Origin of the sequence: Nitrospina sp. P1_D6 (genome assembly GCF_052156615.1) — a bacterium.
Classification (GTDB): Bacteria; Nitrospinota; Nitrospinia; order Nitrospinales; family Nitrospinaceae; genus Nitrospina.
Genome location: NZ_JBQKUN010000003.1, coordinates 144,877 through 169,762, shown reverse-complemented (window position 1 = coordinate 169,762; position 24,886 = coordinate 144,877). Strand labels below are relative to the sequence as shown.

At 59.6% G+C, this 24,886-nt stretch carries 23 protein-coding genes; 15 read left to right on the top strand and 8 right to left on the bottom strand.

The window, feature by feature from the left end; translation table 11 throughout:
• Positions 1-4: 4 nt before the first annotated feature.
• The 3 genes from ACTRXA_RS06965 to ACTRXA_RS06955 all read left to right on the top strand — a co-directional run bounded on the left by ACTRXA_RS06965 (position 5) and on the right by ACTRXA_RS06955 (position 3,397).
• Positions 5-1,423, top strand: coding sequence for an MFS transporter (locus ACTRXA_RS06965; protein ID WP_442426488.1), 1,419 nt, complete (start codon positions 5-7; stop codon positions 1,421-1,423).
• A gap of 19 nt (positions 1,424-1,442) precedes the next feature.
• Entirely contained in the window at positions 1,443-2,543 is a 1,101-nt protein-coding gene (gene ychF / locus ACTRXA_RS06960; RefSeq protein ID WP_442426487.1) for a redox-regulated ATPase YchF, read from the top strand.
• 107 nt (positions 2,544-2,650) lie between these two features.
• Entirely contained in the window at positions 2,651-3,397 is a 747-nt protein-coding gene (locus ACTRXA_RS06955) for a tetratricopeptide repeat protein (RefSeq protein ID WP_442426486.1), read from the top strand.
• Positions 3,398-3,432: 35 nt separating this feature from the next.
• On the opposite strand, the gene ACTRXA_RS06950 is transcribed toward ACTRXA_RS06955, so the two are convergent.
• Genes ACTRXA_RS06950 through ACTRXA_RS06935 form a run of 4 tightly spaced genes read right to left on the bottom strand, consistent with a single transcriptional unit; the run spans position 3,433 to position 6,456 of the window.
• Positions 3,433-3,759: a hypothetical protein gene (locus tag ACTRXA_RS06950; protein ID WP_442426485.1), complete on the bottom strand. Its 327-nt coding sequence runs from the start codon at positions 3,757-3,759 to the stop codon at positions 3,433-3,435.
• A 59-nt stretch (positions 3,760-3,818) separates the two neighbouring features.
• The gene (locus tag ACTRXA_RS06945) at positions 3,819-4,439 is read right to left on the bottom strand and encodes a hypothetical protein (protein WP_442426484.1); all 621 of its coding nucleotides are present in this window, start codon (positions 4,437-4,439) and stop codon (positions 3,819-3,821) included.
• Between the two features lie 4 nt (positions 4,440-4,443).
• Positions 4,444-4,929: a hypothetical protein gene (locus ACTRXA_RS06940; protein ID WP_442426483.1), complete on the bottom strand. Its 486-nt coding sequence runs from the start codon at positions 4,927-4,929 to the stop codon at positions 4,444-4,446.
• A gap of 3 nt (positions 4,930-4,932) precedes the next feature.
• Positions 4,933-6,456 (bottom strand): leucyl aminopeptidase, encoded by a 1,524-nt coding sequence (locus ACTRXA_RS06935; protein ID WP_442426482.1) that lies wholly within the window; start codon positions 6,454-6,456, stop codon positions 4,933-4,935.
• A gap of 256 nt (positions 6,457-6,712) precedes the next feature.
• On the opposite strand from ACTRXA_RS06935, the gene ACTRXA_RS06930 reads away from it, so the two are divergent.
• The 3 genes from ACTRXA_RS06930 to ACTRXA_RS06920 all read left to right on the top strand — a co-directional run bounded on the left by ACTRXA_RS06930 (position 6,713) and on the right by ACTRXA_RS06920 (position 10,621).
• On the top strand, positions 6,713-7,771 hold the full coding sequence (locus ACTRXA_RS06930; RefSeq protein WP_442426481.1) for a Vgb family protein: 1,059 nt from the start codon (positions 6,713-6,715) through the stop codon (positions 7,769-7,771).
• 31 nt (positions 7,772-7,802) lie between these two features.
• Positions 7,803-8,345, top strand: coding sequence for a hypothetical protein (locus tag ACTRXA_RS06925; protein ID WP_442426480.1), 543 nt, complete (start codon positions 7,803-7,805; stop codon positions 8,343-8,345).
• A gap of 449 nt (positions 8,346-8,794) precedes the next feature.
• Complete coding sequence (locus ACTRXA_RS06920; protein WP_442426479.1) at positions 8,795-10,621, top strand: NADH-ubiquinone oxidoreductase-F iron-sulfur binding region domain-containing protein; 1,827 nt, start codon at positions 8,795-8,797, stop codon at positions 10,619-10,621.
• A gap of 101 nt (positions 10,622-10,722) precedes the next feature.
• Here the strand turns inward: ACTRXA_RS06920 and ACTRXA_RS06915 are convergent, their stop codons facing one another.
• Together ACTRXA_RS06915 and ACTRXA_RS06910 are read right to left on the bottom strand one after the other, a co-directional pair.
• Entirely contained in the window at positions 10,723-12,213 is a 1,491-nt protein-coding gene (locus tag ACTRXA_RS06915) for a hypothetical protein (RefSeq protein ID WP_442426478.1), read from the bottom strand.
• Positions 12,206-12,886 carry a hypothetical protein gene (locus ACTRXA_RS06910; protein WP_442426477.1) on the bottom strand — a complete coding sequence of 227 codons (681 nt, stop codon included), beginning with the start codon at positions 12,884-12,886 and terminating at the stop codon, positions 12,206-12,208. Before ACTRXA_RS06910 ends, ACTRXA_RS06915 begins: the two co-directional genes overlap by 8 nt.
• Positions 12,887-13,012: 126 nt before the next feature.
• Between ACTRXA_RS06910 and ACTRXA_RS06905 the strand changes: the two genes are divergently transcribed.
• Positions 13,013-14,623: a peptide ABC transporter substrate-binding protein gene (locus tag ACTRXA_RS06905; protein WP_442426476.1), complete on the top strand. Its 1,611-nt coding sequence runs from the start codon at positions 13,013-13,015 to the stop codon at positions 14,621-14,623.
• A gap of 63 nt (positions 14,624-14,686) precedes the next feature.
• Here ACTRXA_RS06905 and ACTRXA_RS06900 read toward each other — a convergent pair whose 3' ends face one another.
• Complete coding sequence (locus ACTRXA_RS06900; protein ID WP_442426475.1) at positions 14,687-15,109, bottom strand: C1 domain-containing protein; 423 nt, start codon at positions 15,107-15,109, stop codon at positions 14,687-14,689.
• 32 nt (positions 15,110-15,141) lie between these two features.
• Positions 15,142-15,462 carry a hypothetical protein gene (locus ACTRXA_RS06895; RefSeq protein WP_442426474.1) on the bottom strand — a complete coding sequence of 107 codons (321 nt, stop codon included), beginning with the start codon at positions 15,460-15,462 and terminating at the stop codon, positions 15,142-15,144.
• Between the two features lie 148 nt (positions 15,463-15,610).
• Between ACTRXA_RS06895 and ACTRXA_RS06890 the strand changes: the two genes are divergently transcribed.
• From ACTRXA_RS06890 to ACTRXA_RS06855, 8 genes are all read left to right on the top strand, one after another.
• The gene (locus ACTRXA_RS06890; RefSeq protein WP_442426473.1) at positions 15,611-16,525 is read left to right on the top strand and encodes a formimidoylglutamase; all 915 of its coding nucleotides are present in this window, start codon (positions 15,611-15,613) and stop codon (positions 16,523-16,525) included.
• Positions 16,526-18,271 carry a urocanate hydratase gene (hutU, locus tag ACTRXA_RS06885; protein WP_442426472.1) on the top strand — a complete coding sequence of 582 codons (1,746 nt, stop codon included), beginning with the start codon at positions 16,526-16,528 and terminating at the stop codon, positions 18,269-18,271.
• A 226-nt stretch (positions 18,272-18,497) separates the two neighbouring features.
• Positions 18,498-19,730 (top strand): imidazolonepropionase, encoded by a 1,233-nt coding sequence (hutI, locus tag ACTRXA_RS06880; RefSeq protein ID WP_442426471.1) that lies wholly within the window; start codon positions 18,498-18,500, stop codon positions 19,728-19,730.
• A 119-nt stretch (positions 19,731-19,849) separates the two neighbouring features.
• Positions 19,850-21,301 (top strand): protoporphyrinogen oxidase, encoded by a 1,452-nt coding sequence (gene hemG / locus ACTRXA_RS06875; protein WP_442426470.1) that lies wholly within the window; start codon positions 19,850-19,852, stop codon positions 21,299-21,301.
• Positions 21,302-21,348: 47 nt separating this feature from the next.
• Positions 21,349-22,542 (top strand): FIST signal transduction protein, encoded by a 1,194-nt coding sequence (locus ACTRXA_RS06870; protein ID WP_442426469.1) that lies wholly within the window; start codon positions 21,349-21,351, stop codon positions 22,540-22,542.
• Positions 22,543-22,600: 58 nt separating this feature from the next.
• On the top strand, positions 22,601-22,870 hold the full coding sequence (locus tag ACTRXA_RS06865; RefSeq protein ID WP_442426468.1) for a NifU N-terminal domain-containing protein: 270 nt from the start codon (positions 22,601-22,603) through the stop codon (positions 22,868-22,870).
• Positions 22,863-24,329: a thioredoxin-like domain-containing protein gene (locus tag ACTRXA_RS06860; RefSeq protein ID WP_442426467.1), complete on the top strand. Its 1,467-nt coding sequence runs from the start codon at positions 22,863-22,865 to the stop codon at positions 24,327-24,329. The genes ACTRXA_RS06865 and ACTRXA_RS06860 overlap by 8 nt, the downstream gene beginning before the upstream one ends.
• An 80-nt stretch (positions 24,330-24,409) precedes the next feature.
• Positions 24,410-24,559 carry a hypothetical protein gene (locus tag ACTRXA_RS06855; protein WP_442426466.1) on the top strand — a complete coding sequence of 50 codons (150 nt, stop codon included), beginning with the start codon at positions 24,410-24,412 and terminating at the stop codon, positions 24,557-24,559.
• Positions 24,560-24,886: the final 327 nt, after the last annotated feature.

The following is a 24,886-nucleotide window of genomic DNA, read 5'->3' as shown; positions in this document are numbered from 1 at the left end:
TTACATGTTCGGATTCGACAGGAACCAGCAGGGCGTCCTGCACTTGACGTGGATCGCCTTCTTCCTGACGTTTCTGACATGGTTCAACATGGCGCCCTTCAACACCACGCTGGAACACCATGCGGGGCTGAGTGCGGACCAGATCCGCATCCTCATGGTGTGCAACGTGGCGCTGACCATTCCCGCGCGCATTGTCATCGGCGCGCTGGTGGACCAGCATGGCCCGAAGATCGTGTTTGTCTGCCTGCTGGTGTTCTCCGGTGCGGTGAGCCTATATTTCGCGCAATGCACCCGTTTTCATGAATTCCTCGCAGCGCGCCTGCTGATGGGCATTGCCGGCGCGGGATTCGTGGTTGGCATCAAGATGATCGCGGAATGGTTTCCGCCGGAGAAGATGGGCACGGCGCAGGGCATCTACGCGGGCTGGGGCAATTTCGGCGCAGCCGCCGCGGCGTTCACCCTGCCGCCGATCGCGGCGGCGTTCGATCCCGCCACCGGATGGCGGGTGGCCACGGCGTTTTCCGGCGTGCTGTGCCTCGTCTGGGCGTGGGTGTATCACCATCGGGCGCGAGAAATTCCCGAACGTGCCACCCAGTTTCCCGTCACGCTCGAAAAAACCATCGAAGTCACTTCCTACCGCGACCTCGTCCTGCAGGTCCTGTTGTTCCTGCCGTTGTACGGAGCGCTTGCCGTGTTCGTCTGGAAGCTGTCGCATCCGTCCACGCCGTTGCTTTCCGGCTGGGAGATGTGGGGGCTGCTGGCGGCGGTCGGGGTGTTCTGCCTGTTCGAAATATACCGCTGCCTGCAGGTCAACCTGCCGCGCCTTCAAAACGGCCTGCACGCAGACCGGCATTACCCGTTTCAGCAGATCGTGGTTTTGAGTTTTGTCTATGCGCTCACCTTCGGCTCGGAGCTGGCGGTGATCTCCATGTTTCCCGAATACCTGGAGACCACGTTCGCCCTGTCGGCCACGGCAGCGGGCATCCTGGGATCCTCCTTCGCATTTTTCAACCTGGTCACGCGGCCCAGCGGCGGCTGGCTGGCGGACAGGATCGGCCGGCGCCGCGTTTTGTTTGTTCTGGTATTGGGTTGCATGATCTGTTATTGGTTTATGGGCGAAATCACTCCGGCATGGCCGCTTACAGCGGCCATCGCGCTCTGCGTGGTGTGCTCCATGCTGGCGCAGGCCGGCAACGGCGCGTGCTTCGCCATGGTGCCGCTCATCCGCAAGGACCTCACCGGCAAGATGGCGGGCATGGCCGGAGCTTACGGCAACGTCGGCGCGGTGTACTTTCTCACCCTGCTCAGTTTCGTGGATGCATCCGAATTTTTCCGCTGGATCAGTGCCTACGCTTTGTTTGTGCTGATGAGCCTCATGTTTTTGAAGTCGTTCAACCACCTCCACAACTCGTTCAGAAAATAGAAACGGAGACACTCGCATTATGGGATTCACCTGCGGCCTGGTCGGCCTGCCCAACGTCGGCAAATCGGTCATCTTCAACGCCCTCACCAAAACCCAGGCGGAGTCCGGCAGTTACGCCTTCACCACGGTGGAGGCCAACGTCGGTGTGGTGGAGGTGCCCGATCCGCGTCTCGAAACCATCAACCAGCTGGTGGAAGCGAAAAAGAAAACGCCGACGACGCTCCAGTTCGTGGACATCGCCGGACTGGTGAAGGGCTCGTCGCGCGGTGAAGGACTCGGCAACAAGTTCCTGGGCAACATCCGCGAGGTGGACGCCATCGCCCACATCGTCCGCTGCTTCGACGACCCCAATGTCATGCACGTGCATCCTAAGGTGGACCCGGCGTATGACATCGACGTCATCAACATGGAGTTGATCGTCGCCGACATGGAAACGCTGGAAAAACGCACGGTGAAACTGGAGAAGACCGCCAAGAGCGGCGACAAGGACGCCAAGTGGCAGCTGGAGCTGATCCAGAAACTGATGGGCACGCTGGAAGAGGAGAAGCCCGCACGATTCCTGCCGCTGTCCACGGTGCAGGAGGAACGTTTCGTCAAATCGCTCAACCTGCTCACCACCAAGCCGGTGCTCTACGTATGCAACATCGACGACCCCACCGGCACCGACGACAACCCGCACGTGAAGGCGACGAAAGAGATCGCGGAGAAGGAAGGCGCGCCGGTGGTGGTGCTGGCGGGCAAGCTGGAGATGGAGATCATGGAGATCGACGACCCGGAAGAACAGCGTGTGTTCATGGACGAGATGGGGTTGAAAGAAACCGGCCTGCATCACATGATCAACGAGGGTTACCAGCTTCTGGACCTGTGCACGTTCTTCACCGTCGGCGAAAAGGAAAACCGTGCGTGGACCGTGCGCAAAAACTCGAAAGCGCCGCAGGCGGCGGGCAAGATCCATTCCGACATCGAACGCGGCTTCATCCGCGCCGAGGTGTTCCACTTCGACGACCTGGTGCAATACAAGTCCGAGCACGCGGTGAAAGAGGCAGGCAAAATGCGCCTCGAGGGCAAGGAGTACATCGTGAAGGACGGCGACATCCTGCACTTCCGCTTCAACGTCTAAGCTTTGAGAAATCAACCCTCCCGCAGAATCGGGCCGAATGCGTTCGACCCCGCTCTCCCCATTAAGGTATAATTGAGGCGACGTGACGATTCCCTCCAGGAGTCCGCATGCCCCGGTTTCTGAACAAAAAACGGATCGCGCTTTTATTCGGGTTTCTGATTCTGCTCGGACTGCCGTTCACCATCATCCGCGACCTTCCCGTCGAGGTCAAAACCGATACGCGCGAGCTGAATCCTTACAAGGAACCCAAAGACCCCGCCGCCGCGTATCTGCACAAGGCATCGGACAATTATTTTTACCGCGAGTTCGACGCCGCCGCCGACAATTACATGAAAGCCATCGCCATCTATGAGGAACGGGAGGACTGGGTTCATGTTGCGCGAACCTACGAGTCGCTGGGTGACCTGTACCTGTGGGCCAATCGCTCCAATGAGGCGGAGAAAAGCTACCTCACTGCTGTGAAATACCACACGCAGAACAACGACGTGCTGGGGCAGGCCACGGCGCTCAAGGACATCGGCGACATGTACAGCAAAATGGAGGACCTGGAGGAGTCGGAAAGCTGGTACCTGAAATCGCTCGCGGTGCTGAAGGAGGAGAAGGGCAACCGCGTGTTCGGCAACGTGCACGAGAACCTGGGCCAGTTGTACTGGAAGATGGAACGCATCGCCGAAGCGATGGAGTCCTTCATGCATGCGCGGGATACCTACGGTGCGCTCAATTACCGGATGGGGTACGACCACATGGAAAACGTGTTGAAACGCCTCCAGCGGGGCGGCGAATCCACGCACAACCACCGCGTGCCCAAAAGCATGAAAAATCCCTACCACAACCCGCCGCCGGCACACCCGTAACCGGAACGGCAATCATCTTAAATTAAAGCAAGGAATCAGGATTCGTCAGGGGGAGGAGTGTCCCCGGCGGTTTCGTCCGGCGATGCCGCGTCTTCACTTCCAGACGAGTCGTCGTGGTCTTCCATAAAGCGGTCCTTGATGACCTCGATGTCGTGTTTCTGTTTGTGGACTTTTTTGAGCAGGGTTTTCAGTTCCGGTTCAGGAAACAGGTCGTTCAGGTCCTGGTCCGCGTCCGGAAACAGTTCGTTCAGGTTGATCTCTTCTTCCGTCTTATGCGGTGCGGCCGGGGCTTCTTCCGTGAGAAACTCCGCCTGCTGGGACGGGGAGGTTTGTTCGGCGGGTTGCGATTCGGTGTCGGTCATGCGCGGCTCCAAAAAACGTAATTCTTCGTCATGGTACTGGAAATGCGGGGGACTGACAACTAGCTTTTCGGCATTCGCGAGAGGATGAGCGGAATGGCCTCGATGGCCAGCGTGCGGTCAAAATCGAGCAGGAACCGGATGACACGCTTGATCTGGTCCCAGTCCGGTTGCGGCTTGGACAGCGCACGCTCGACGCGCTCGATCTCATCCAGAATTTCCGCCTTGTCGCGCGACGAAAGATCCATGCGATCCACCACCGCGTGTAAATCGCCGGCGGAAGCGGGTGCTGGAGTTGCGTTGCGCTGCGGCACGTGTCCGACAGCAGGCGGCGGTGCGGAGGCAGGCGCTGCCTGTTTTCTCGCTTTTTCCTTCTTCGCGTTTTCTTCGGCGATCTCCCCCACCTGTTCCAGGAGTTGGAAGCACAGATCGATGTCGCTCACCAGCGCGATGCGGTCGTTGATTTCTTTCTGCTCGTCTTCGGGTTTGGAAAGAAGGAAGTCGGAGGCGAAACGGATTTCGTCGAACGCGGGCCGTTTTTTCGGGGCGAATTCCTGAACGAAAGCCTGCGCTTTCGCATGCCAGTCGGAGAAACGCGCGTCGTGGCGGTTCATTGCCGATTTTTTCAGCGCTCCGCCTTCGTTTCGAAGGAACGAGAGGGTTTCCTGCCAGCGTTCGCTCATGACGTCAAAACCGGGCCAGGTAGATTCCCATAAAAACGGCGAACACAATGGTGATCAGCGTCACCTGGCTGAGCGTGCGCATGGTGTCGAGAGTCGGCCCCACTTCCTTTTTCGCCTCCTCCGGTTTGAGGTCGAGGTCGGAGATGCGCGGGCGCAGGGCGAAGGTGGTGTACACACTCAGGAAAAACGCGGCGATCACGAAGATCAGCTTGATGCCGAGGATGTTGTAGTACCCGTCCTTCAGGTTCACCTGCTCGGTGTAGTTCTCCATCAGGTAATAAATGCCGGACCCGACGAGCAACAACACCGAAACGAACACCGTCGGCACCAGCACGTCGAGCAGTTTGTAGGTGATGGAATTTTCGTCCATGGGCCGGCCCGCTTCCTGCTTGTCGAAACGGGGCAGGATCAGGTACAGGCAGTACACACTGGCCCCCACCCCCACGGCGGCGGACATGAGGTGAACGAAGATGATGATGGAGTCGATCATGTCTCAGAGGTTTTTCAGGTAGTGGACCAGCAGGCGGACGCCCACACCGGAGCCGCCTTTCGGCACGTAGGGTTTTTCTTCCGATCCCCAGGCGGTGCCGGCGATGTCGAGGTGAGCCCACGGAAAATCGCCGACGAACTGTTTGAGGAACGCGGCGGCGGTGATGGTGCCCGCGCCAACGCCCGCACCGGCGATGTTTTTCAGGTCGGCGATGTCGCTTTTGATGGCTTTTTCGAATTCGTCATAGAGCGGCAGCTGCCACAGGCGTTCGCCCGTCTCCGTGCCGCAGTCCATGAGGTTCTGGATCAGCTTGTCGTCGGTGCCGACCACCGCGGTGGCGACGTGCCCCAGGGCCACGATCACCGCGCCCGTCAGCGTGGCGAGATCGATCACCGCACGCGGTTTGTATTTCTGCGCGTACACCAGCGCGTCGGAGAGGATCAGCCGTCCTTCCGCGTCGGTGTTCAGCACCTCGATGGTCTTGCCGTTGGAAGCGGTGAGGATATCGCCGGGCTTGATGGCCGAACCGCCGGGCATGTTCTCCGTCGCCGGAACCAGGCCGACCACGTTGACCGGCAGTTTCAGGCTGGCCACGGCCGCCAGGGTGCCGATGGCCACCGCGCCGCCGGACATGTCGAACTTCATCTCGTCCATGCTTGCCGGCGGCTTCAGCGAAATGCCACCGGTGTCGAAGGTGATGCCCTTGCCGACGATCACCACCGGAGGCTGGTTTTTTTTGCCGCCGTTGTATTCCATGACGATGAACTTGGGCGGCTCGTGGCTGCCGCGGGCGACCCCCAGCAGGGCCCCCATTTTCTTCTGTTGCATGTCCTTCTTTTCGAGCACGCGGCAGGTGAATTTGTATTGGCGCGCCAGCTTTTTCGCCTGGTTGGCCAAATACGTCGGAGTGGCGGTGTTTCCGGGATGCGTCATGAGGTCACGCGTGGTCATCACCGCTTCCGCCAGCCTTTCCGCCGACTGCACGCCCTTCTGGAATGCAGGCACCTTCGCCCTGGACCCGATGAGAAACACGATTTCCTGGATGCGGCTGGGCGGATCGTCCGCGTCCTTCTGCTTGTAGGCGTCGAAGTGGTAGAGCGCGAGGTGCGCGCCTTCCGCCAGTGCGTGGGCGACGGGGTCGCCGTACTTGTCCTTTTTCGATTTGCCCGGCTTGCCGGCATCGTCTTCCGGCAGGTAGAGGGCGACCTTTTTGTACCGCGATCTTTCGGCGAGTTTCACACCGGTGCCCGCCGCCTGGCGCAGTTGCTCTTCCTTGATGTCCTTCGTTTTGCCGAGACCCACCAGGATCAACTGCTGTGCGCCCAGGAGTCCCATCACGTTGAACGAGCAGGTCTGGTTGGGCTTGCCTTCGAAACGTTTGGCCTTGTGTGCGGCGGAGATGGCCCCGTTCAACAGGCCGTCGATCTCCTTCACCACGCCCGCGGGTTTTTTCTCCGGGCAGAGCACGATCAGGCATTCGGTTTTGTGTTTCCGCACATCGTCCGTTTTGACACTGGTTTTGATCATGGTTGGGTCCAATCGGTTTGACGTTTCAAGGAGTATGAAGAATCGATTGTATGGAATTTTAAACAGGCAGACAAGGGGAAAACCCGGAGGCTGTGTCCAAAGGGGCACGCTGTCTGTGGAGTGCTTTTCCGGTGCGGTGGGGGTGGGGGAACCAACAGCCTTGCTTCACCGGCTGGATGGAAATTCAAAAACCCGCCGCCCGCGATCCGTACTATAATGACGGCACACCCACGCCAACGACATGGAGGACCATGTTATGACGCGTTCGAAACCGATTTCGTTCTGGCTGAACGCCTGGGCGGTTTGCTTGTTGTTGTCAGCACCGGCGGCGCAGGCGGTCACCATCGAGGAATACATCACGCCATCGGGCGGAAGCAGTCCGGCGGACATCGCCATCGCCCCGGACGACACGGTGTGGTTCACTGAAATCAACGCCAACCGAATCGGCAGACTCATTCCCTCCGAGACCCGGCCCGGAACCTCCAACGGCATCACCGAGTTCGAACTGCCGGAGCCCAACAGCCAGCCGCATTACATCACCGTGGCGGAAGACGGCACCGTGTGGTTCACTGAAATGGCGGGCAACCGCATCGGCCGGCTCGACCCCGCAAGCGGCAAGATCAGGGAGTACGACATCCCGACGGAAGACAGCGAGCCGCACCAGATCAAGGAAGGGCCGGACGGCTCTCTCTGGTTTCTCGAGTTCAACGCCAACAAGGTGGGGCGGTTGAATCCGGAGGACGGAACCATCAAGGAATACGCGGTGGGCGAGGGGCATCCGCATGCCATGGTGGTGGACGGCACGCATGTGTGGTACACACAGGGCGGCATGTTCTGGGCCAAAAAGTTTTTCAACAAGGTGGCCAGGCTGAATACCGAAAGCGGGAAGGTTGAGGAATGGACCGTGCCGCCGGAGAAATCCGTACCGCACGGCATCACGCAAAGCGGCGACGGCATGGTGTGGTTCACGCAGATGTTCGCCAGCAAGCTGGCGTACCTGGATTTCAAACAGGGCACTCCACCGGAAATCGTCGAGTTTCACCTGGGCGAGCGCAAGGGGCCGCACGACCTCATCGTCGATGACCGGCGCCAAGTCGTGTGGTTCACTGCGAACCGACCCGACAGCATCGGTCGCCTGGACCTGGAAAAAGCGCAACCGGGGACGAACGAGGGCGTCGCGTTTTTTCCGCTGGCCGACCCGAAGGCGCATCCCAGCCAGCTTGCGCTGGATGCCGCCGGCAACGTGTGGTTCACGGAGATGGGCATGTACTTCCGTGGCAAATACAACAACAAGATCGGGAAACTGATCCCATAACGAATATAAGCGGTGGATTCAGGAGGTGGATTTGTTTGCACTCACGAAGTATATCAATCGGGGTTTTGTTCTGGCGTTCATACTGATCGGGATCGCCGCCTGTGGCCAGCCGGAGAAACCCGGAGCGGCCAGTGCGGCGACAGCGGAGTCCTTGAAACAGCACGTCGAGGCGGCCATCGCGGGGCTGGATCCGGCGAAGCTCAAGGACCTGGGCTTCGCCCCGCCGTACAACATGGCGGACAAGCAGTTCGAGACGCAATACGAAGTGAAGGTGATCCGCATGAAACCGGCCGGCGACAAGGGCAAGCACACCGAGGGCCAGGTTCAACTGGTCGGAAGCATGCAGGACCCGCGGACGGAATTGTGGTTGACGGAGATGGTCCGCCTCAATTTTGTTCAACCCGGCGGGCGGGGGGAATGGAGACTGGTTTTGTACCGGGGGCAGATCGAGGACTATTTGTCGCAGGTCATCCCCGACCAGGAGTTGCGCACCCTTTCCGATTCCTTGCAGAATTACCTCAAGTCCGCGTTCGTCACCGTGTCGGCAGACGAACTGGAATCCGCCGCGCCCTGACCCTTTGGATCCCGTTTTTGGATGAGGTGGGCGATCGCCTCCCGATTCCAGGCCGGTTGCAGGGGATGTGTTCCAATCGAACCGGTGTCCAGCCGTCGTGTTCCCTCGAACCCCTGAAATGTTATTTAAAATTAATGGGTTACGCCTATTTCATGTCCGGGATCGGGAGCGTTCCGGGGAAAAGGGGGGCCGAGGTGGGCGGGCTTTCAGCAAGTTGCGGAAAAATTACGGATTTTCCATGGAGAAACGCCCCCGATTAGGTTGACAATGGGGTGTGGGCTCACTAGAATTTCTGGAAAAATCTCGCAAAATGTGAGATGGTATGAAGTCCTGAAAGCCCAGATGGAACCACCCCTTGGGCTGGATTCCAATCAAACAGATTGCATTGTTTTTTCAAAGCTTACGTATATAAAAAGTTTACAGGCAACTAAAGGTAAAAGGAGATCCCCATGACGGTTGCGGAAGCGACAGAATCCCAGGCCACCGAGCAGGAAAAAGGGACCATCAAGATCACGGTCTGCATGAGCCTCAGTGGTCAGGCCGAGGGAGCCAAAGACGTTTACGCGGAATTTCAGAAACTGATCGACGAGAACCAGGGTTCGGCGGAGTTGTCCGAGCGCGGCGGTTGCGAAATGGGCCAGGTCGGGTGCCGTGGTTATTGCAGCCGTGACGTGCTGGTGGACGTGTACGTCCCGGGCCAGCCGCGCGTCACCTACGAACGCGTGAAGGTCGCGAACGTTCCGCAGATTTTCAAGGATCACGTGCTGGGCGGCAAACCGTTTGCCAGGCTCGCGGCCAAGCCGGACTATTACGAAACGCTGGAGAAGCAGGCGCGGGTCGCGTTGAAGCATGGGGGCAACATCGATCCGGAAAGTATCGACGAATACATCAAGGTCGGCGGCTACGAGACGCTGAAAAAAGTGATGACCACCATGACGCCGGAGCAGGTGCGCAAGGAAATCCGGCGATCCGGTCTGCGTGGCAAGGGCGGCGGCGGATTCTTCACCGGCGACAAGTGGGAGAAAACGGCAAACGCCAAGGCCGAACGCAAATACATCATGGTCAACGGCGACGAGGGCAACCCGGCGTCCTACATGGACCGCAGTATCATGGAAGGCTGTCCGCACCAGGTGCTGGAAGGCCTGTTGATCGGCGCGTACGCCATCGGCGCCACCGACGGCATCATCTACACCCGCTCCGACTACTCCATAGCCGTGCGGCGCCTCAACATGGCGCTGGAATCGGCGCGCGAGCGCGGCCTGCTCGGCAAAAACATTCTGGGCACGGATTTCAGCATCGACTTCTACGTGCATGAAGGCATGGAGGCGTTCATCGGTGGCGAATCGACGGCGCTGATGTCTTCCGTCGAAGGCAAACGCCCGTTCCCGAAAGCCCAGCCGCCGCACTCCGCGGATAAAGGCGTCTTCGGCTACCCGACGAACCTGAACAATGCCGAGACCTGGGCGACGGTCACCGAGATCATGAAACAGGGCGCCGACTGGTACCTGTCGATGGGACCGGAGAACTCGCCGGGCTGCAAGACCTGGGCCATCGCCGGCAACCTGAAGTATGCCGGGCTGATGGAGTTCGACATGAACACCACCGTGGGCGAGATCATCAACGATTACTGCGGCGGCATCCTGAAAAAGAAAGAACTGAAGGTGGTGCACATCGGCGGCGTCACCGGCGGCTTCCTGCCCCCGGAGAAACTCGACACCAAGACCGACTACGAAAGCCTCATCGAGGCCGGCGCCATCATGGGCCAGGCCAGCCTGTCGGCCTACGACAACTCGGCCTGCGTCATCGACCTCACCCGTTTTTCCATCGGCTTCAACGAGTCGGAGACCTGCGGCAAGTGCACGCCGTGCCGGATCGGGCTGACGCTCATCAAGAACATGCTGGACGACATCGCCGAAGGCCGCGGAAAAATGGAATATCTCGACAAACTGCAGGCGATGTGCGAGGAGATCAACGTCACTTCGCTGTGTGGCCTGGGTGAGACGGCGGTCAAATCGGTGCTCAGCGGCCTCAAGTATTTCCGCAAGGAGTACGAGCGGCATATCGTCGACCAGGTTTGCGACGCGGCCATGTGTACGGGCCTGTACCGCTACGTGGTCAAGGAAGAAGACTGTGTGGCCTGCGGCGCGTGCATCAAGCCATGCCCGACCGGCGCCATCACCGGCGGCACCAAGAAGGTTTCGGCGCACATCGACATGGACCTGTGCATCAACTGCAACGCCTGCTACCAGGCCTGCAACTTCCTGGCGATCGCCTGACGGCACTTCAAGTCATAAAAAACAAAACCCCGGAACCTTCGCGGTTCCGGGGTTTTTTTATGCCTTCAAATTTGTTGTTGTGCACCCGTTTTACGCCCTGTTTAAAACCGGAACTCCTTCAGGGTCCGAAGGCGCTCCGACTCCGTAAACAGCTTGAAGCTGTCCACGCAGAAGTTGTTGCGCCGGATGTCGAGCGTGGCAAGTGAGGTGAACCGCGGCGATTCGGAAAGCGCCTTGAAGCCGGAATAGCGGATGCCGTTGCTGTTGAGACGCAACTCGGTGACATTCGCCATGTTCTCCGAGCAGGCCAGCGCGATGACGCCGTCGCTCTCCATCCACGTGTTCCACAGCTTCAGGGTTTTGAGCCTGGCGAAGTTGGGCGATTGTGCGAGGATCCTGCCGCCCTGGTTGCTGATGTCGTTGTGGCTCAGGTTCAGGTCTTCGAGCTTTGTCAGCACGCGCGAAGTGCCGAGCGCCTGCACGCCCGCGACCTTGATGCCTGTCTTTTCCAGGTTGAGCGCAGTGAGGCCGGAAAATACCGCCTCGGCTAAAGCCAGCATGCCCTTGTCGCCGATGGGGTTGTCCATCAGGTTGAGCGATTTGAGGTTCTTGAGGTGCTCCGACTGGCAGAGCGCCACCAGTCCCATGTGGTCGGCGAAGTTATTGCGCAAAGAAAGGTGCTCTATGTTTGCCATTTCCGGACAACGCGCGATGGCCTGAAATCCCTTGTTGCCGAGACGCTGTCCGTTCAGGTTGAGCGTGCCGTTCTGCGCGCGCGCTTTGATCAATTGCCGGATGCGGAAATCCAGCAGCGTTTCCTCGCCTTCGCGGGTGAACTCGTTTTCGTGCGTGTACAAATCCTGAAGGTTGGCGAGGTGTTTGGATTTGGCTAGCGCCTTCGCGCCGTCGTTGCCGATCCAGTTGAAGTCGATCACCAGTTTCTTCAGGCGCGCCACGGTGGGCGATTGCGCCAGCAGCCTGGCCCCGGCGTCGTCGATGCGGTTGAATCCGAGATTGAGCACTTCCACCGGGGAGAACGCGCCGGTCTGGATCCAGTCGGAGAGCGTGTCGGTATTGATCTTGTTCTTGCGCAGGTTCAGCCAGCGCAGTTGCGGATTGGCCGCCCCGTCGGGAAACCGGGACAGGCGTTCCTCGCCAATGCGGTTGAGTTCCAGTTCCAGAAACTCCAGTTTCGGCAGTTTTCTCGATTTGACCAGGCGCAGGGCGCCGTCGTCGCCGATGCGGTTGTTGGTGAGGTTGAGCAGTTTCAACTGACCGAGGTGAGGCGATTGCGCGAGTGCCGCCGCGGCTTTGTCCGTGATGGCGTTTGAATCCAGGTGCAGGTGCGTGACCCCCGCAAGAGAAGGGCATTGTGCCAGTGCCTCGATGCCCGTGTCGCCGATGTCGTTCCATGACAGGTTGAGGACGCGCACATGCGACAGGTCCTTGTGGCGGGCGAGGAATACGGCCCCGGCATCACCCAGCGAATCGTAACTCAGATCGAGCGTCGAATGGCGCAGGGCCAGCTTGTCCGCAATGGACTGGACCGTCTTCAGTCCGTTATCCCGGGATTTGATTTGGGGATCAGTCATCGTCGGTGGGAAAATCGAAACGGAATTCTTTGAGTGATTGCAGGCGCGGCGATTCACGCAGGCGTTCGAAGCCTTCGGGCGTAATCATGTTGTACGTCAGGTTGAGGACTTCCAGTTTTTTAAGACCCGGCGACTCCGCCAGCGCTTCCATGCCTTCCTGTCCGATGCCGTTGGAGTCGAGGTGCAGGGCTTTGAGGCGAGGCAGGTTGCGCGAGTTGGCCAGCGCCACGGCCCCGGAATCGCCGATCTTGTTGAACGACAAATCGAGCGTTTCCAGCCGCGACAGGTTGGGCGATTCGGCAATGGCTTCCGCGCCTTCGGGACCGATCTTGTTCGAGTACAGGCTGAGATACCGGACATTGTCCAGCTTGTCGCAGTCGGCCAGGTATTCCGCCCCCTGGTTGCTGATCTTGTTCTCGTACAACCACAACTCCTGCACGCCCTGGAACAGGTCCCCTTCCACCAGTTCTTCCAAATAAGTGTCCTTGATCCAGCAGTTGTGCATGTAAAGGATTTCGATGCCCGGTACGGCGAGATTTTCGGCCACGTCGAGGGCGATCTGCAGATCGAAGCGCTTGTTGGACAGGTCGAGCGTTTTCTTGTCCTTGCTCAGGCCTTTTTTGATCCAGCGCCGGATCCAGGTGATGTCGTCAACGTTCTGGTTTTTCGCCATATGTATGTGTGTATCGTGGTGGTGGAAAATTTCAATTCTATAGATGTCCCATGAAAAGTAAAGGTTAAATCTGACAGCCCTGTATGGCTGATTTTCCCGGCATGCCGATTCTGGTATGGTAGTCGAATGAACCTTGTACCGGCTCATACGGCCCTTTGGCGGGCCCTTTTGACGGCATGCCTGCTGGCGGCGGGGATGCTGGCGGCCCCCGGTTGTTCCAACCCGTCGGATGCCGGTGGAGAGAACGCCACCCTCCGCCTCGCCATCCATTCGGAGCCGCCCACGCTCGACTGGTCCCTCGCCACCGACAACGTGTCCTTCGACGTGCTGACCAACATCATGGAGGGCCTCACCCAGTACAACGAAGACCTGGAACCCGTCCCCGCCATCGCCCATCGCTGGGAGTTTTCGGACGACGGCACCGTCATCACCTACCACCTGCGGGACGACGTCTTCTGGACCGATGGAAAACCCGTCACCGCGCACGACTTCGAGTTTTCGTGGAAACGCCTGCTCAACCCCGCCACCGCGGCGGAGTACGCCTACTTCCTGTTCGACGTGAAAAACGCCTACGCCTACAACTCGGGCAGGCTCAAGGACGCCGAACAGGTCGGCGTGCGCGCGCTCTCGGATACGGTGCTGGAGGTGACACTGGAGCGTCCCGTCATTTATTTTCCCAGCATCACAACCTTCATGGTGACCTTTCCCATGCGAAAGGACATCGTCGAGAAGTACGGCGACCTCTGGACCGATCCGCAACACATCGTTACCAACGGACCCTTCACGCTGGACGAATGGCAGCACGAGTACAAGCTGATCCTCAAAGCCAACGAAAATTTTTATGAAGGACGGCCCGGTGTGGACCGCGTCGTGCTCTACGTCGTGCGCGAACCGACAACGGAGTTGACGCTCTACGAGACGGGCGAACTGGAGATGGTGGAGCTGCCGCCGGTGGCCATCCCGCATTATAAAAGCAGTCCCGAGTACCGCAACCTGCCTCTGTTGCGCGGCTACTATTACGGTTTCAACGTGACCAAAGCCCCATTCGACAACGCCGCCGTGCGGCGCGCGCTGGCACACGCCATAGACCGCGATCAGATTCCGTTGATCCTGAAAGGGGGCGAGCTGCCGGCGGCGTCGTGGATTCCCAAAGGCATGTTTGGTTACAACCCGGACATCGGCCCGCATTTCGATCCCGAAAAAGCGCGGCGGCTCCTGGCAGAAGCGGGTTATTCCGGAGGAAAAGGCTTCCCACCATTTTCCATTGCCTACAACACCGACGCCACCAACAAACTCATCGCCGAGTTCGTGCAGGCGCAGTGGAGAAAACATCTTTCGCTGGACGTGACCCTGGAGAGTATGGAGTGGAAAGTGTTTCTGAGCAGACTCCGGCTGGACGCGCCTCCTGTGTTCCGGCTGGGGTGGGGCGCGGACTTTCCCGACCCGGACAACTTCATGAACCTGTTCACCTCGACCAGCGGCAACAATCACCTGAACTGGGGCAATCCCGAATACGACCGGTTGATCCGCCGGGGCGCGGCGGAGCGCGATCCCCAAAAGCGTCAGGCCATTTATGATGCCGCACAGAAGACCCTCACCGAAACCGACGCACCGCTCATTTCACTGTTCGGCCTCACCCACAACGTGCTGGTCAAACCTTACGTGAAGGGGTTGCGCCTCAACGCGATGGAACTGCTGTACCTGAAGCACGTGCGGCTGGAAAAAGACCCCGCCTGAAACGAACGCACTTTCGGCGTTGGCCTGAAAGGGAAAAAAGGGAAGGAAAACCAGGACGCCGGATCAGTTGTAACCCGGGTCCTGATCAAACAGTTCGTTGTAATCGTCCAAGGTGTCCCCGCCGGAAGATTCCGACCGGTACCAGTCGAACCCGTTGCCGTCGTCATTGTCCTCTTCCAGCTCAAACGCCCCGGCTTCCTCGGCGTCTTCGGCGATGGTGGAGGGGTCGACCTTGAACACATTGGTGCTGCCGCACCGGCAGGGCGTGTTGCCCTCATCGAATTCCGTTTCCTTCAACAGGCACACCGAGAATCCGCAGTCCTCGCAACGGTACTCGTTGTGCGTCTCGTTGAAATCCGGATGAATCAGCCGGTCCCGGCACTGGTTGCAGAATGTCGGTTGATCGGGCGTGTACTCGGAAAACACGTTTTCGATGTTGCAGGCCGAGCACTCGATCAACAGGTCTCTGGGTTCATCAAGAGCCATGAACGCCTCTCTCGTTACCGGAAGTTCTCGATTTATTCGAACGTCGGGGGTTTCATCTGGGAGATGTCGATGCCCATGTCCGCCAACTGCTTCGAGAAGGGACACTTGCTCGCGCCGGATTTTTCGCCCTCGGCGGCTTCGCCGGACTCCGACGGGCTGGTCTCCACCGACCCGGTCTCCGCCATGATGAACCACGACAGCGTGTCGATTTTCTGTTCTTTATCCGTGATGTAGCCTTTGAGCGCTTCGCGGGTTTCCTGGTGCGTCGCCGTTTTCAGCGCTTCCTGGTATTTCTCCAGCGCCGACCGCTCGAACTCGATGGCCTGTTTCAATGCCGTGATGGAATCTGCCATTTCCTTGCTCCTCGCGTGGATGTGATCGTTGGATTTCAGGTAAAAAATATAACAAAACCTATTTTAGAAAGTCCATGCCAAATTTGAAATACAATAGGTTGTGGGTGGGGTAGTTTACAATCCCCCAAAACCATTCTATAAAGAGACTATGAAGGACGATCCGAGGCTGGCGGATATCATATATCCGGGAACGGATGGAAACGTGGTCCTGCTGGGCTTTCCCTACGATGAGGGGGTGGCCCGGAATGGCGGGCGTACCGGTGCACGGTCGGGTCCGGAGAAGATGCGGTCGTGGCTCCGCCGCTTCGGCACGGTGTTCAATCCCGAGTTGGGGATCGATCTGGCCCCCCTCCGCATCACCGACGCAGGCGACATCGACCCCGGCCTGCCACTGGAGCAGGCCCACGCCGCCCTGACGGCCAAATTGAAGGATATATTGCAGGCAGGGGGCACCCCCTTCGTGGTGGGCGGCGGCAACGACCAGTCGTGGCCGAACGCGCAGGCCCTGCTTGACACCCACGAAAGCCGCCAGGTGGGGGCCATCAACGTGGACGCGCACCTGGACGTCCGCCCACTCATCGACGGCAAGGCGCATAGCGGCTCGCCGTTCCGCCTTCTACTTGAAGACGCCCGCTTCTCCGGCGAGCATTTCATCGAATTCGCCACGCAGGGAAGCCAGGCCGCGAAGGAGCACGTGGAGTATGTCCGCCACAGGGACGGGCACATCCACTGGTTGTCTGAGATTTACATGAACGACGACGCGCTCGGCTGGTTCAGCTCCGCCCTCGGTCGCGTGGCGTGGGACTGCGACGCGGTTTTCGTGAGTTTCGACCTCGATTCCGTCCGCATGGCGGACGCGCCCGGTGTGTCGGCCCCGTCGGTCATGGGCCTGCGTGGAAGCGAGGCGCTGGAGATCGCCCGCATCGCCGGGCAGAACTCGAAAGTCCAACTGTTCGACCTCTCGGAGTACAACCCGGAAATCGAGGAAGAACGCACCGGACGCCTGGCGGCATCGATGTTCTATTACTTCTGCCTGGGGGTGGCATCCCGAAAGGAGGCATGAATGAACCGGCAACGCGGCTCACCCATCAAACCCGCAGGATCGAACAAACCCTCCTCTGAACGCCCGCTCCACAGCGAGCTGGCTCCGAAAAAAGCGCCGCGGGCCTCCACCTCGCTCAAACTCCGATGTTGTGACTGGGACGCCGAAGCGGCGCTCCGCATGCTGATGAACAACCTCGACGACCGCGTCGCCCTCGACTGGAAGCAACTCATCGTCTACGGCGGCACCGGCCGCGCCGCGCGCAACTGGAAGGAATACCACCGCCTGGTCGCCGAACTCAAACGCCTCAAGAAAGACGAGACGCTGTGCGTGCAGTCGGGCAAACCCGTCTATATCGCGCGCACGCATCCGGACGCGCCGCGCGTCCTCATTGCCAACTCCAACCTGGTGCCGCACTGGGCCACGGATGAGCATTTCGATCACCTCGACCGCCTCGGCCTCATGATGTACGGCCAAATGACGGCGGGAAGCTGGATCTACATCGGCACGCAGGGCATCCTGCAGGGCACCTACGAAACCTTCGGCGCCTGCGGGCAGATCGATTTCAACCAGCCGAGCCTCAAGGGGAAATGGATCTTCACCGCGGGCCTCGGCAACATGGGTGCGGCGCAACCGCTGGCGGGCACGATGAACGATGCCTCGGTGCTGGTGGCGGAAGTGAATCCCGCCCAGGTGGAGCGGCGGTTGAAAGAGGGGTATCTCGATCACGCCGCCAAAAACCTGAATGAGGCATTGAACCTGATCGAACGTTCCATCAAGGAAGGCGAACCCATCAGCGTCGGGCTCGTCGCCAACGGCGCGACGGTGGCGCGTCAATTGGCCGAAGGCAGACGCCTGCCGGACATCGTCACCGACCAGACCTCGGCGCACAACCTCATGACCTACGTGCCCGAAGGCGGCGATTACGCCTCGCTCATGAAGCTGCGCAAAGGCGCCCCCGATACCTACCGCAAGCTGTCGCTGGAAACGGCGGTCAAGCATTGTCAGGCGATGATCGATCTGCAATCGAAAGGATGCGTTGTGTTCGATTACGGCAACAACCTGCGCGGGCAGGCGGAGCTGGGCGGACTCACCGTGCGTGATGCCGACGGCGCGTTCCTCTATCCCGGCTTCGTTCCGGCGTACATCCGGCCGCTGTTCTGTGAAGGGCAGGGACCGTTCCGCTGGGCCCTGCTTTCCGGTAAAAAGAAGGACCTGCACACGGTGGATCAGGCGGTGCTCGACACGTTTCCGGAAAAGAAGGCGCTCGAGCGCTGGATCACCAAAGCGCAGAAACAGGTGCCGGTGCTGGGGCTGCCGACGCGTGTCTGCTGGCTGGGTTACGGCGAGCGCGCGAAGATGGGTGCGGTGATGAATCATCTGGTCAAAAAGAAAAAGGTGGCGGCGCCGATCGTCATCGGCCGCGACCACCTCGACTGCGGCAGTGTCGCCTCGCCCAACCGCGAGACCGAAGGCATGCTGGATGGCAGTGACGCCGTGGCCGACTGGCCGCTCCTGAATTTTGCGGTGAACGCGGTGTCGGGCGCGAGCTGGGTCAGTTTCCACCACGGCGGCGGCGTGGGCATGGGCAACAGTCTGCACGCGGGCATGGTGATCGTCGCCGACGGCACGAAACGGAAAGAGGACCGACTCGACCGCGTGCTCACGCACGATCCGGGACTCGGCGTGGCGCGGCACGTCGACGCCGGGTACGACGAGGCGAAACACATCGCCAAAAAACGCAAAGTGAATCTTCCCAAACCGTAGCGGAATCTTCATCGCAAGGAGAGCTTTGAAAAAGTCATAAAAAATCAGAGGAAGCCACCCTCACCCCAGCCCTCTCCCATCAAGGGAGAGGGAGTATTTAAGGTCCCTTCTCCCCTTGCGGGAGAAGGTCAGGATGAGGGGGTTTCATGACTTTTCCTTTGTTCATAAATGGGTTGTAGGTGATTCCTAATTCATTTGTGCCAAGGTCTCAATCGCAAGAGGTTTCATGACGGAAACGCTGTGCTTCCGAAACATCGGGCAGTTGATCCAGGCTGACGCGACGTCCCAGCCCGGCGTGCGCGTGCGCAAGAACTGTGCGCTGGTGGTGAAGAACGGTCACATCGAAAAAATCCTGAAGGATTCGGAAGTGAAGGCGTCGGCGAAGTACAAAAAGGTGATCGACGTGAACGGCCGTGCGGTGGTGCCGGGATTCGTCGACTGCCACACGCACCTGGTGTACGGCGGCGAGCGCAAGGACGAGATGGTGGACCGCATGAGCGGCGTGTCGTACCTTGAAATCCTGAGCAAGGGGGGCGGCATCCACGACACCGTGCGCGCCACCAGGCAGGCGTCGGAGGCGACGCTGTTCGATCAGGCCAAAGCGCGCATGAAGCGCATGATGGCTTTGGGCACCACGGCGTTCGAGATCAAGTCCGGCTACGGCCTCGATCTCGATACGGAAATGAAGATGCTGCGGGTGGGGCAACGGCTGAGGAAGACGTTGAAAGCGCCGGTGACGCTCACCTACCTTGGCGCGCACGCCATTCCACCGCAGGTGAAACGGAAACAGTACGTCGAGTTCGTGCTGGAGAACCTGCCACGGTTCCGTGGCCTCGCCGACGGCGTGGACATCTTCTGCGAGAAAAACGTGTTCACCGTCGCCGACCTGCGGCTCATTTTCCTGCAGGCGAAGCTTTTGGGGTTCGACCTGCGCGCGCACGTCGAGGAGTTGTCGCACCAGGGCGGAGCGTACGAGGCGGCGCGGCTGGGCGCGCTGTCGTGCGATCACCTTGAGCACGCCACGCCGAAGGACATCCAGGCCATGCATGCCGCGGGCACTGTGGCGGTATTGATGCCCGGCGTCACGCTGTTCCTGGGCGGCACCAAGCAACCGCTGGTGCACAGCATGCTGGACGCACGGGTGACGCTGGCGCTTGCCACCGACTGCAACCCCGGCAGTTGCCCCACCTACAACATGCAGACGGTGATTTATCTGGCGTCGAACCTGTACCGCATCACCCCCGGGCAGGCCTTGGCGGCGGCGACCTATGGCGCGGCGAAGGCGCTGGGGCATCATCGATTGTACGGAGGACTCCTTCCCGGCCAGCGCGCCGACTTCAACATCCTCAAGACCGGCGACTACCGCGACCTCGTGTATTACTTCGGCGAGAACTTCGTCGACCAGACCTGGCTCGCCGGCAAACGCGTCACCGGCGGCAAAGAACCTGCGGGGTTTTAGCCCGGTCAGGCTGGAAATCCATTGAGCGTCCCCCTCCATAGAATCTCGTTTTTGTGATTGAAAAATCATGGGATTTCGCCGGATTGCCTCGCCGTGGGAAACCTGTCATAATTAGCGCCATGAAAAAACTGGTCATCATCGGGGGCGGCATCGCCGGGCTGGCGGCGGCGTACCGCATTCAGGAAGAGTTCAACAACGGGCAGGGCGACATCGACTGCACCGTGCTGGAAGGGGCCGACCGCTGGGGCGGCAAGATCTGCACGATCCGCGAAAACGGGTTCCTCCTGGAACGCGGGCCGGACAGTTTCATCACGCAAAAACCGTGGGCGCTGGAGTTGTGCAAGAAGATCGGCCTCGAAAACCAGCTGATGAGCACCCGCCCGGAAACCCCCAAGACCTACGTCTATCTGAACAAAAAGATGGTCACCCTGCCCGACGGGCTGACGCTCATGGTGCCGACCAAGTTCCTGCCGTTCGCGCTGTCCCCGCTGTTCAGCATCCCCGGCAAGGTGCGCATGGCGATGGACCTGGTCCTGCCGAAAAAGTTCAGCAACCGCGACGAAAGCCTGGCGTCGTTCGTGCGCAGAAGGCTCGGTGAGGAGGCGTTGCAGAGGATGGCGCAACCGCTCATGTGTGGCATCTACTCCAGCGACCCGGAGACGATGAGCCTGCACAGCACGTTTCCCATGTTCGCGCAGACGGAAAAAAAATACCGTTCGCTGATCCTCGGCATGCTGGCGGCAAAACGCCAGCGCATGAAAGCCGCGCCGGCCCCGCAACCGAAAAAAGGCTACACGCCGTTCACCTTTTTCGTGAGTCTGAAGAACGGACTGGGATCGATGATCGAACGCATCATCGAGGAGTCGCCTGACATCACCTTCCGCAAACAGACGCGGGTCAAGGCGCTGTTGCGGAAAGACGACGGCTGGCAGGTGGAGCTGGACACGGGCGAGCGGATAGAGGCCGACGCGGTGCTTGTGACCACGCCCGCGAACGTGACGGCGAAGCTGTTCGAACCGGTGGCGCCGCGCGCGGCGGAGTTGCTGAACCGCATTCCGTTCGTCTCGACGGCGGCGGTGACGCTGGCCTTTAAAAAGGACACGTTCAAGCATCCGCTCAAGGGGTTCGGCTTTGTGGTGCCGTACAGCGAAGGACGCAAGATCAGCGCCTGCACCTGGGTGACATCGAAATTTTACGGCCGCGCGCCGGAGGATTACGTCCTCCTTCGCTCCTACGTCGGTGGCGCGTTGAATGAACCGTACGCCGAGCAGTCGGAGGAAGACATTTACAAAACCGTGCTGGGCGAATTGCAGGACATCATGGGTTTTGACAACGAACCCGAATTTTACAAAGTGTTCCAGTACAAAAAAGGAAACGTGCAGTATCATGTCGGCCACGGTCAACTGATCGAGTCCGTGTACAACGAACTGAAACCGTTCCCCGGCCTGTACGTGGCGGGCAGTGCCTACCACGGGGTCGGTATTCCCGACTGCGTGCTGAACGGCACCCGCACGGTGGAGTCGGCGCTCCGCACCCTGCGCGGGGCGCCCGCCGAAACCTCCGCCGGATGACGTTCGTGACGGCGGACCATCTTAAATAGAATTCAGGAGAGTTCCGAATGAAATGGGCCTCTAGTATATCGACGGGCGAGACCATCGAGCAGTGCATCCAGGAGACCGCAAAGGCGGTCCGTGAGCAGATGGGCGACAACGAAATCCATCTGACGGTGATGTTCGTCTCGCCGCATTTCAAAGACAAACTTCCGCAGATTCCAAAGCTGTTGCGCGAACAGCTGTCGATCGGCACCCTTTTGGGTTGCACCGGTGGCGGCATCATTGGCGGCGGGCAGGAGGTGGAGCAGCAACACGCGTTCAGCCTGACCTGTGCGCACCTGCCGGGCGTGAAAATCCAGGAAATCCAAACCGACACCATGGCCCTGCCGGATCCCGACACCGCCCCCAGCGTGTGGCGCGAATGGCTGGGCGTGCCTGCGGAATCGAACCCGCACTTCATCCTGCTCGCCGACCCCTTTTCGTTTCGCGGCGAGGAGTTTCTGGCGGGCATGGATTTCGCCTACCCCAATTCGGCGAAGGTCGGCGGACTCGCCAGCGGCTCCCATTTCCAGGGGGGCAACGTGATGTACATCGGGGACCGCATGTACAACAACGGCCTCATCGGCTTGGCGTTGAGCGGCAACATCCAGCTCGACACCATTGTCGCGCAGGGGTGCCGTCCGATCGGCACACCCATGAGCATCACCAAGTGCAACGAATATCTGCTGGAGGAAGTGGACAACAAGCCGCCGATCCAGGTGCTGGAGGAGATGGTGGAGACGATGAGCGAAAACGACCGCAAGCTGATGCAGACGTCGCTGTTCCTTGGAATCGAGATGGACCCGTTGAAGGACGATCCGGGGCAGGGGGACTTCCTGATCCGCAACCTGATCGGCGTCGATCGCGAGACGGGTGCGTTGTCCATCGGCGCGCCGTTGCGCGAGGGCCAGCTGGTGCAGTTTCATCTGCGCGACAAGGTGATGTCGGCCGAAGATTTGAACGTCATGCTGAGCAAGTATTCGAAGCAGGGAAGGGGTGACGACGCCTGCGGTGCACTGTTGTTTTCCTGTCTCGGCAGGGGGCAGTATCTGTACGGCGAGGCCAACCACGACTGCAACGTGTTCAAGGACAAGCTGGGTGCGATTCCGCTGGGCGGGTTTTTCTGCAACGGCGAAATCGGACCTGTCGGGCAGAACACGTTTCTTCATGGCTACACCAGCTCGTTCGGCATCTTCCGTCCGGCCCCCGGTTCTGTTTGATGTCCAACCCAAAACAATGTATTCCATCTGATATTAAAATTGAGGAGGAGAAACCACCATGCCTGTCAACATTCAGGTGTCGTCGACGCCGAATGAAAACGCGTTGAAATTCACACTCGACAAACCCGCCATCGAAAGTGGGCACAAGACCTATCCCAATCAGGAGGCGGCGGCGGAGTCACCCGTGGCCACGGCGCTGTTCGGTATCGAAGGCGTGGTCAGCGTGTTTCTGATGGCCGACTTCATCACCGTCACCAAACGTCCCGATGTCGGCTGGGACGTCATCCAGCCCGCCGCCGAGGCCGCCATCCAGAAAGCTTATGAATGAACGACTGATCCACGCGCCGCCCCTGGAGGCGAGCGACCTGCCGTGGTTCAACGCGGCCCGACCGCTGGACCTGCCGGACCTGAAGGGCAAGATTGTCATCCTCGACTTCTGGACGTTCTGTTGCATCAACTGCATCCACGTCATCCCGACCCTCAAGCGCATCGAGGAAAAGTTCCCCGAGCACGTGGTGGTCATCGGCGTGCACAGCCCGAAGTTCCCCGGCGAGAAGGTGACCGATAACGTCGAGCGCGCCATCCGGCGGTACGAGATCGTGCACCCGATCGTGCACGACCGCGATTTCAAAATCTGGAACCGCTACGCCATCCGCGCGTGGCCGACACTCGTGTTCATCGGCCCGGACGGGTACATCCTGGGCCAACTGCCAGGGGAGCCGAACGCGGATCTGCTGGAAGAGACGATGAACAGCCTGGTGAAGGAACTGAGGGAGAAGGGATTCCTGCAGGGCAACGCGGCGGAGTTGATCCAGCCACTGAAACCGGAGGCGAAAAGCGAACTCAGCTTTCCCGGCAAGATCGCCTATAGCGAAAGCGACCGGAAGTTCGCCGTGGCCGACGCCAACCACAATCAGGTGGTGGTGGCGGACAGGGAAGGAACGGTCCTGCATCGCGTTGGAAGCGGGGCGGTGGGCAAGGCCGACGGCGGGTTTGAAGAGGCTTCGTTTTTCCGGCCACAGGGATTGTGTTACCAGGACGGGGTTGTGTGGGTGGCCGACACGGAGAACCACCTGCTCCGCAAAATCGACTTGAATTTAAAACAGGTGACGACGGTTGCGGGCACGGGCGAACAGGGCGGGTTTCTGCGGGACACGCATCCGGCGAAGGAGACGGCACTCAGTTCTCCGTGGGATGTGTCCCTGCATGACGGCGCGTTGTATTTCGCCAACGCCGGCACGCACCAGATCGGGCGATGCCACATCGCCGCCGACACCGTCGAGCAGTTTGCAGGCACCGGCGCGGAAGCGCTTCAGGACGGGCCCCGTCTGCAGGCCCCGTTCGCCCAGCCAAGCGGGTTGACCGTGGGGGACGGCAGGCTGTTTCTCGCCGACAGCGAAACCAGCGCCATCCGTTCCATCGAGCTGGCTGGACAGGGCAAGGTGGAAACGTACGTCGGCACGGGGTTGTTCGACTTCGGCGACCGCGACGGCGTCGGTAAGGAGGCTGTGCTTCAGCATCCCCTGGGGGTGCATTACGTCGAGGGTGCGGTGTTCATCGCCGATTCGTACAATCACAAGATTCGGGTGCTGGACCTCGCTACCCATGAAGTGCATACCGTCGAGGCGTCGGTGGACATCGTGTGCGACGACAAGCGGTGCACGCGGCTGTGGGAACCGGCAGGCGTGCTCTGCCTCGACAAGGTGCTGTACGTCTCCGACACCAACAATCACCGCATTCTGAAAATAGACCTCGACACCGAAAAAACCGAAGTATTTATCGGATGAACCCGGCGGGGGCCCGGTCCGGCAATGTGGGCAACTGTGTTATGATGGCCTCCAATTTATAACCTTCGCTTTAATATTCCATGTCCGATCTCTTTGCCTGGTTCGACAATTTTCTTGCACAACTGCCGCCGTTGTTGCAGTTGATTGCCGGCCTTCTGGGCGGCATTGCCGTGTTCAAGTTGCTCAGCTGGTTCTTCGCCCTGCTCAGGGGCGAAAACAAAACAGAATAAAAAACAGTTCGATAAAAATCTGAAAAAAGAAAAGGGCCGGCGCCCCCGCATGGAGCCGGCCCTTCCCATTTGAGGCAAGTTACTTGGAGGAGTCTTGCCAAATACACTGCCAGGTGGCAGTGCTAAGTCGGTTGCCGTTGAACGGCACCACCTTCTTGCAGCCCTTTAAAGAGCAAATTGCATTCCAAAATCACGCCTTTCCTCCCCGCCTGCATCATTTCTTTTCGAGCGATTTTATAACGGCTTGATTTCATTTGGTCTGCCTGGCAAGAAGGTTTTGAGTCGATCTTAAGAATATTTATCGAAGTCGGGATTCCCCGGAAAACG

Bases quoted from the DNA above. Each gene is read 5' to 3' on its own strand.
- ACTRXA_RS06865 (WP_442426468.1), top strand. From the start codon at position 22,601: ATGCCTGTCAACATTCAGGTGTCGTCGACGCCGAATGAAAACGCGTTG.
- ACTRXA_RS06965 (WP_442426488.1), top strand. From the start codon at position 5: ATGTTCGGATTCGACAGGAACCAGCAGGGCGTCCTGCACTTGACGTGG.
- ACTRXA_RS06905 (WP_442426476.1), top strand. From the start codon at position 13,013: ATGAACCTTGTACCGGCTCATACGGCCCTTTGGCGGGCCCTTTTGACG.
- ACTRXA_RS06910 (WP_442426477.1), bottom strand. From the start codon at position 12,886: ATGGCGAAAAACCAGAACGTTGACGACATCACCTGGATCCGGCGCTGG.
- ACTRXA_RS06935 (WP_442426482.1), bottom strand. From the start codon at position 6,456: ATGATCAAAACCAGTGTCAAAACGGACGATGTGCGGAAACACAAAACC.
- ACTRXA_RS06940 (WP_442426483.1), bottom strand. From the start codon at position 4,929: ATGATCGACTCCATCATCATCTTCGTTCACCTCATGTCCGCCGCCGTG.
- ACTRXA_RS06920 (WP_442426479.1), top strand. From the start codon at position 8,795: ATGACGGTTGCGGAAGCGACAGAATCCCAGGCCACCGAGCAGGAAAAA.
- ACTRXA_RS06930 (WP_442426481.1), top strand. From the start codon at position 6,713: ATGACGCGTTCGAAACCGATTTCGTTCTGGCTGAACGCCTGGGCGGTT.
- ACTRXA_RS06950 (WP_442426485.1), bottom strand. From the start codon at position 3,759: ATGACCGACACCGAATCGCAACCCGCCGAACAAACCTCCCCGTCCCAG.
- ACTRXA_RS06870 (WP_442426469.1), top strand. From the start codon at position 21,349: ATGAAATGGGCCTCTAGTATATCGACGGGCGAGACCATCGAGCAGTGC.
- ychF (WP_442426487.1), top strand. From the start codon at position 1,443: ATGGGATTCACCTGCGGCCTGGTCGGCCTGCCCAACGTCGGCAAATCG.
- hutU (WP_442426472.1), top strand. From the start codon at position 16,526: ATGAACCGGCAACGCGGCTCACCCATCAAACCCGCAGGATCGAACAAA.
- ACTRXA_RS06955 (WP_442426486.1), top strand. From the start codon at position 2,651: ATGCCCCGGTTTCTGAACAAAAAACGGATCGCGCTTTTATTCGGGTTT.
- ACTRXA_RS06855 (WP_442426466.1), top strand. From the start codon at position 24,410: ATGTCCGATCTCTTTGCCTGGTTCGACAATTTTCTTGCACAACTGCCG.
- ACTRXA_RS06945 (WP_442426484.1), bottom strand. From the start codon at position 4,439: ATGAGCGAACGCTGGCAGGAAACCCTCTCGTTCCTTCGAAACGAAGGC.
- ACTRXA_RS06895 (WP_442426474.1), bottom strand. From the start codon at position 15,462: ATGGCAGATTCCATCACGGCATTGAAACAGGCCATCGAGTTCGAGCGG.
- hemG (WP_442426470.1), top strand. From the start codon at position 19,850: ATGAAAAAACTGGTCATCATCGGGGGCGGCATCGCCGGGCTGGCGGCG.
- ACTRXA_RS06900 (WP_442426475.1), bottom strand. From the start codon at position 15,109: ATGGCTCTTGATGAACCCAGAGACCTGTTGATCGAGTGCTCGGCCTGC.
- hutI (WP_442426471.1), top strand. From the start codon at position 18,498: ATGACGGAAACGCTGTGCTTCCGAAACATCGGGCAGTTGATCCAGGCT.
- ACTRXA_RS06890 (WP_442426473.1), top strand. From the start codon at position 15,611: ATGAAGGACGATCCGAGGCTGGCGGATATCATATATCCGGGAACGGAT.
- ACTRXA_RS06915 (WP_442426478.1), bottom strand. From the start codon at position 12,213: ATGACTGATCCCCAAATCAAATCCCGGGATAACGGACTGAAGACGGTC.
- ACTRXA_RS06860 (WP_442426467.1), top strand. From the start codon at position 22,863: ATGAATGAACGACTGATCCACGCGCCGCCCCTGGAGGCGAGCGACCTG.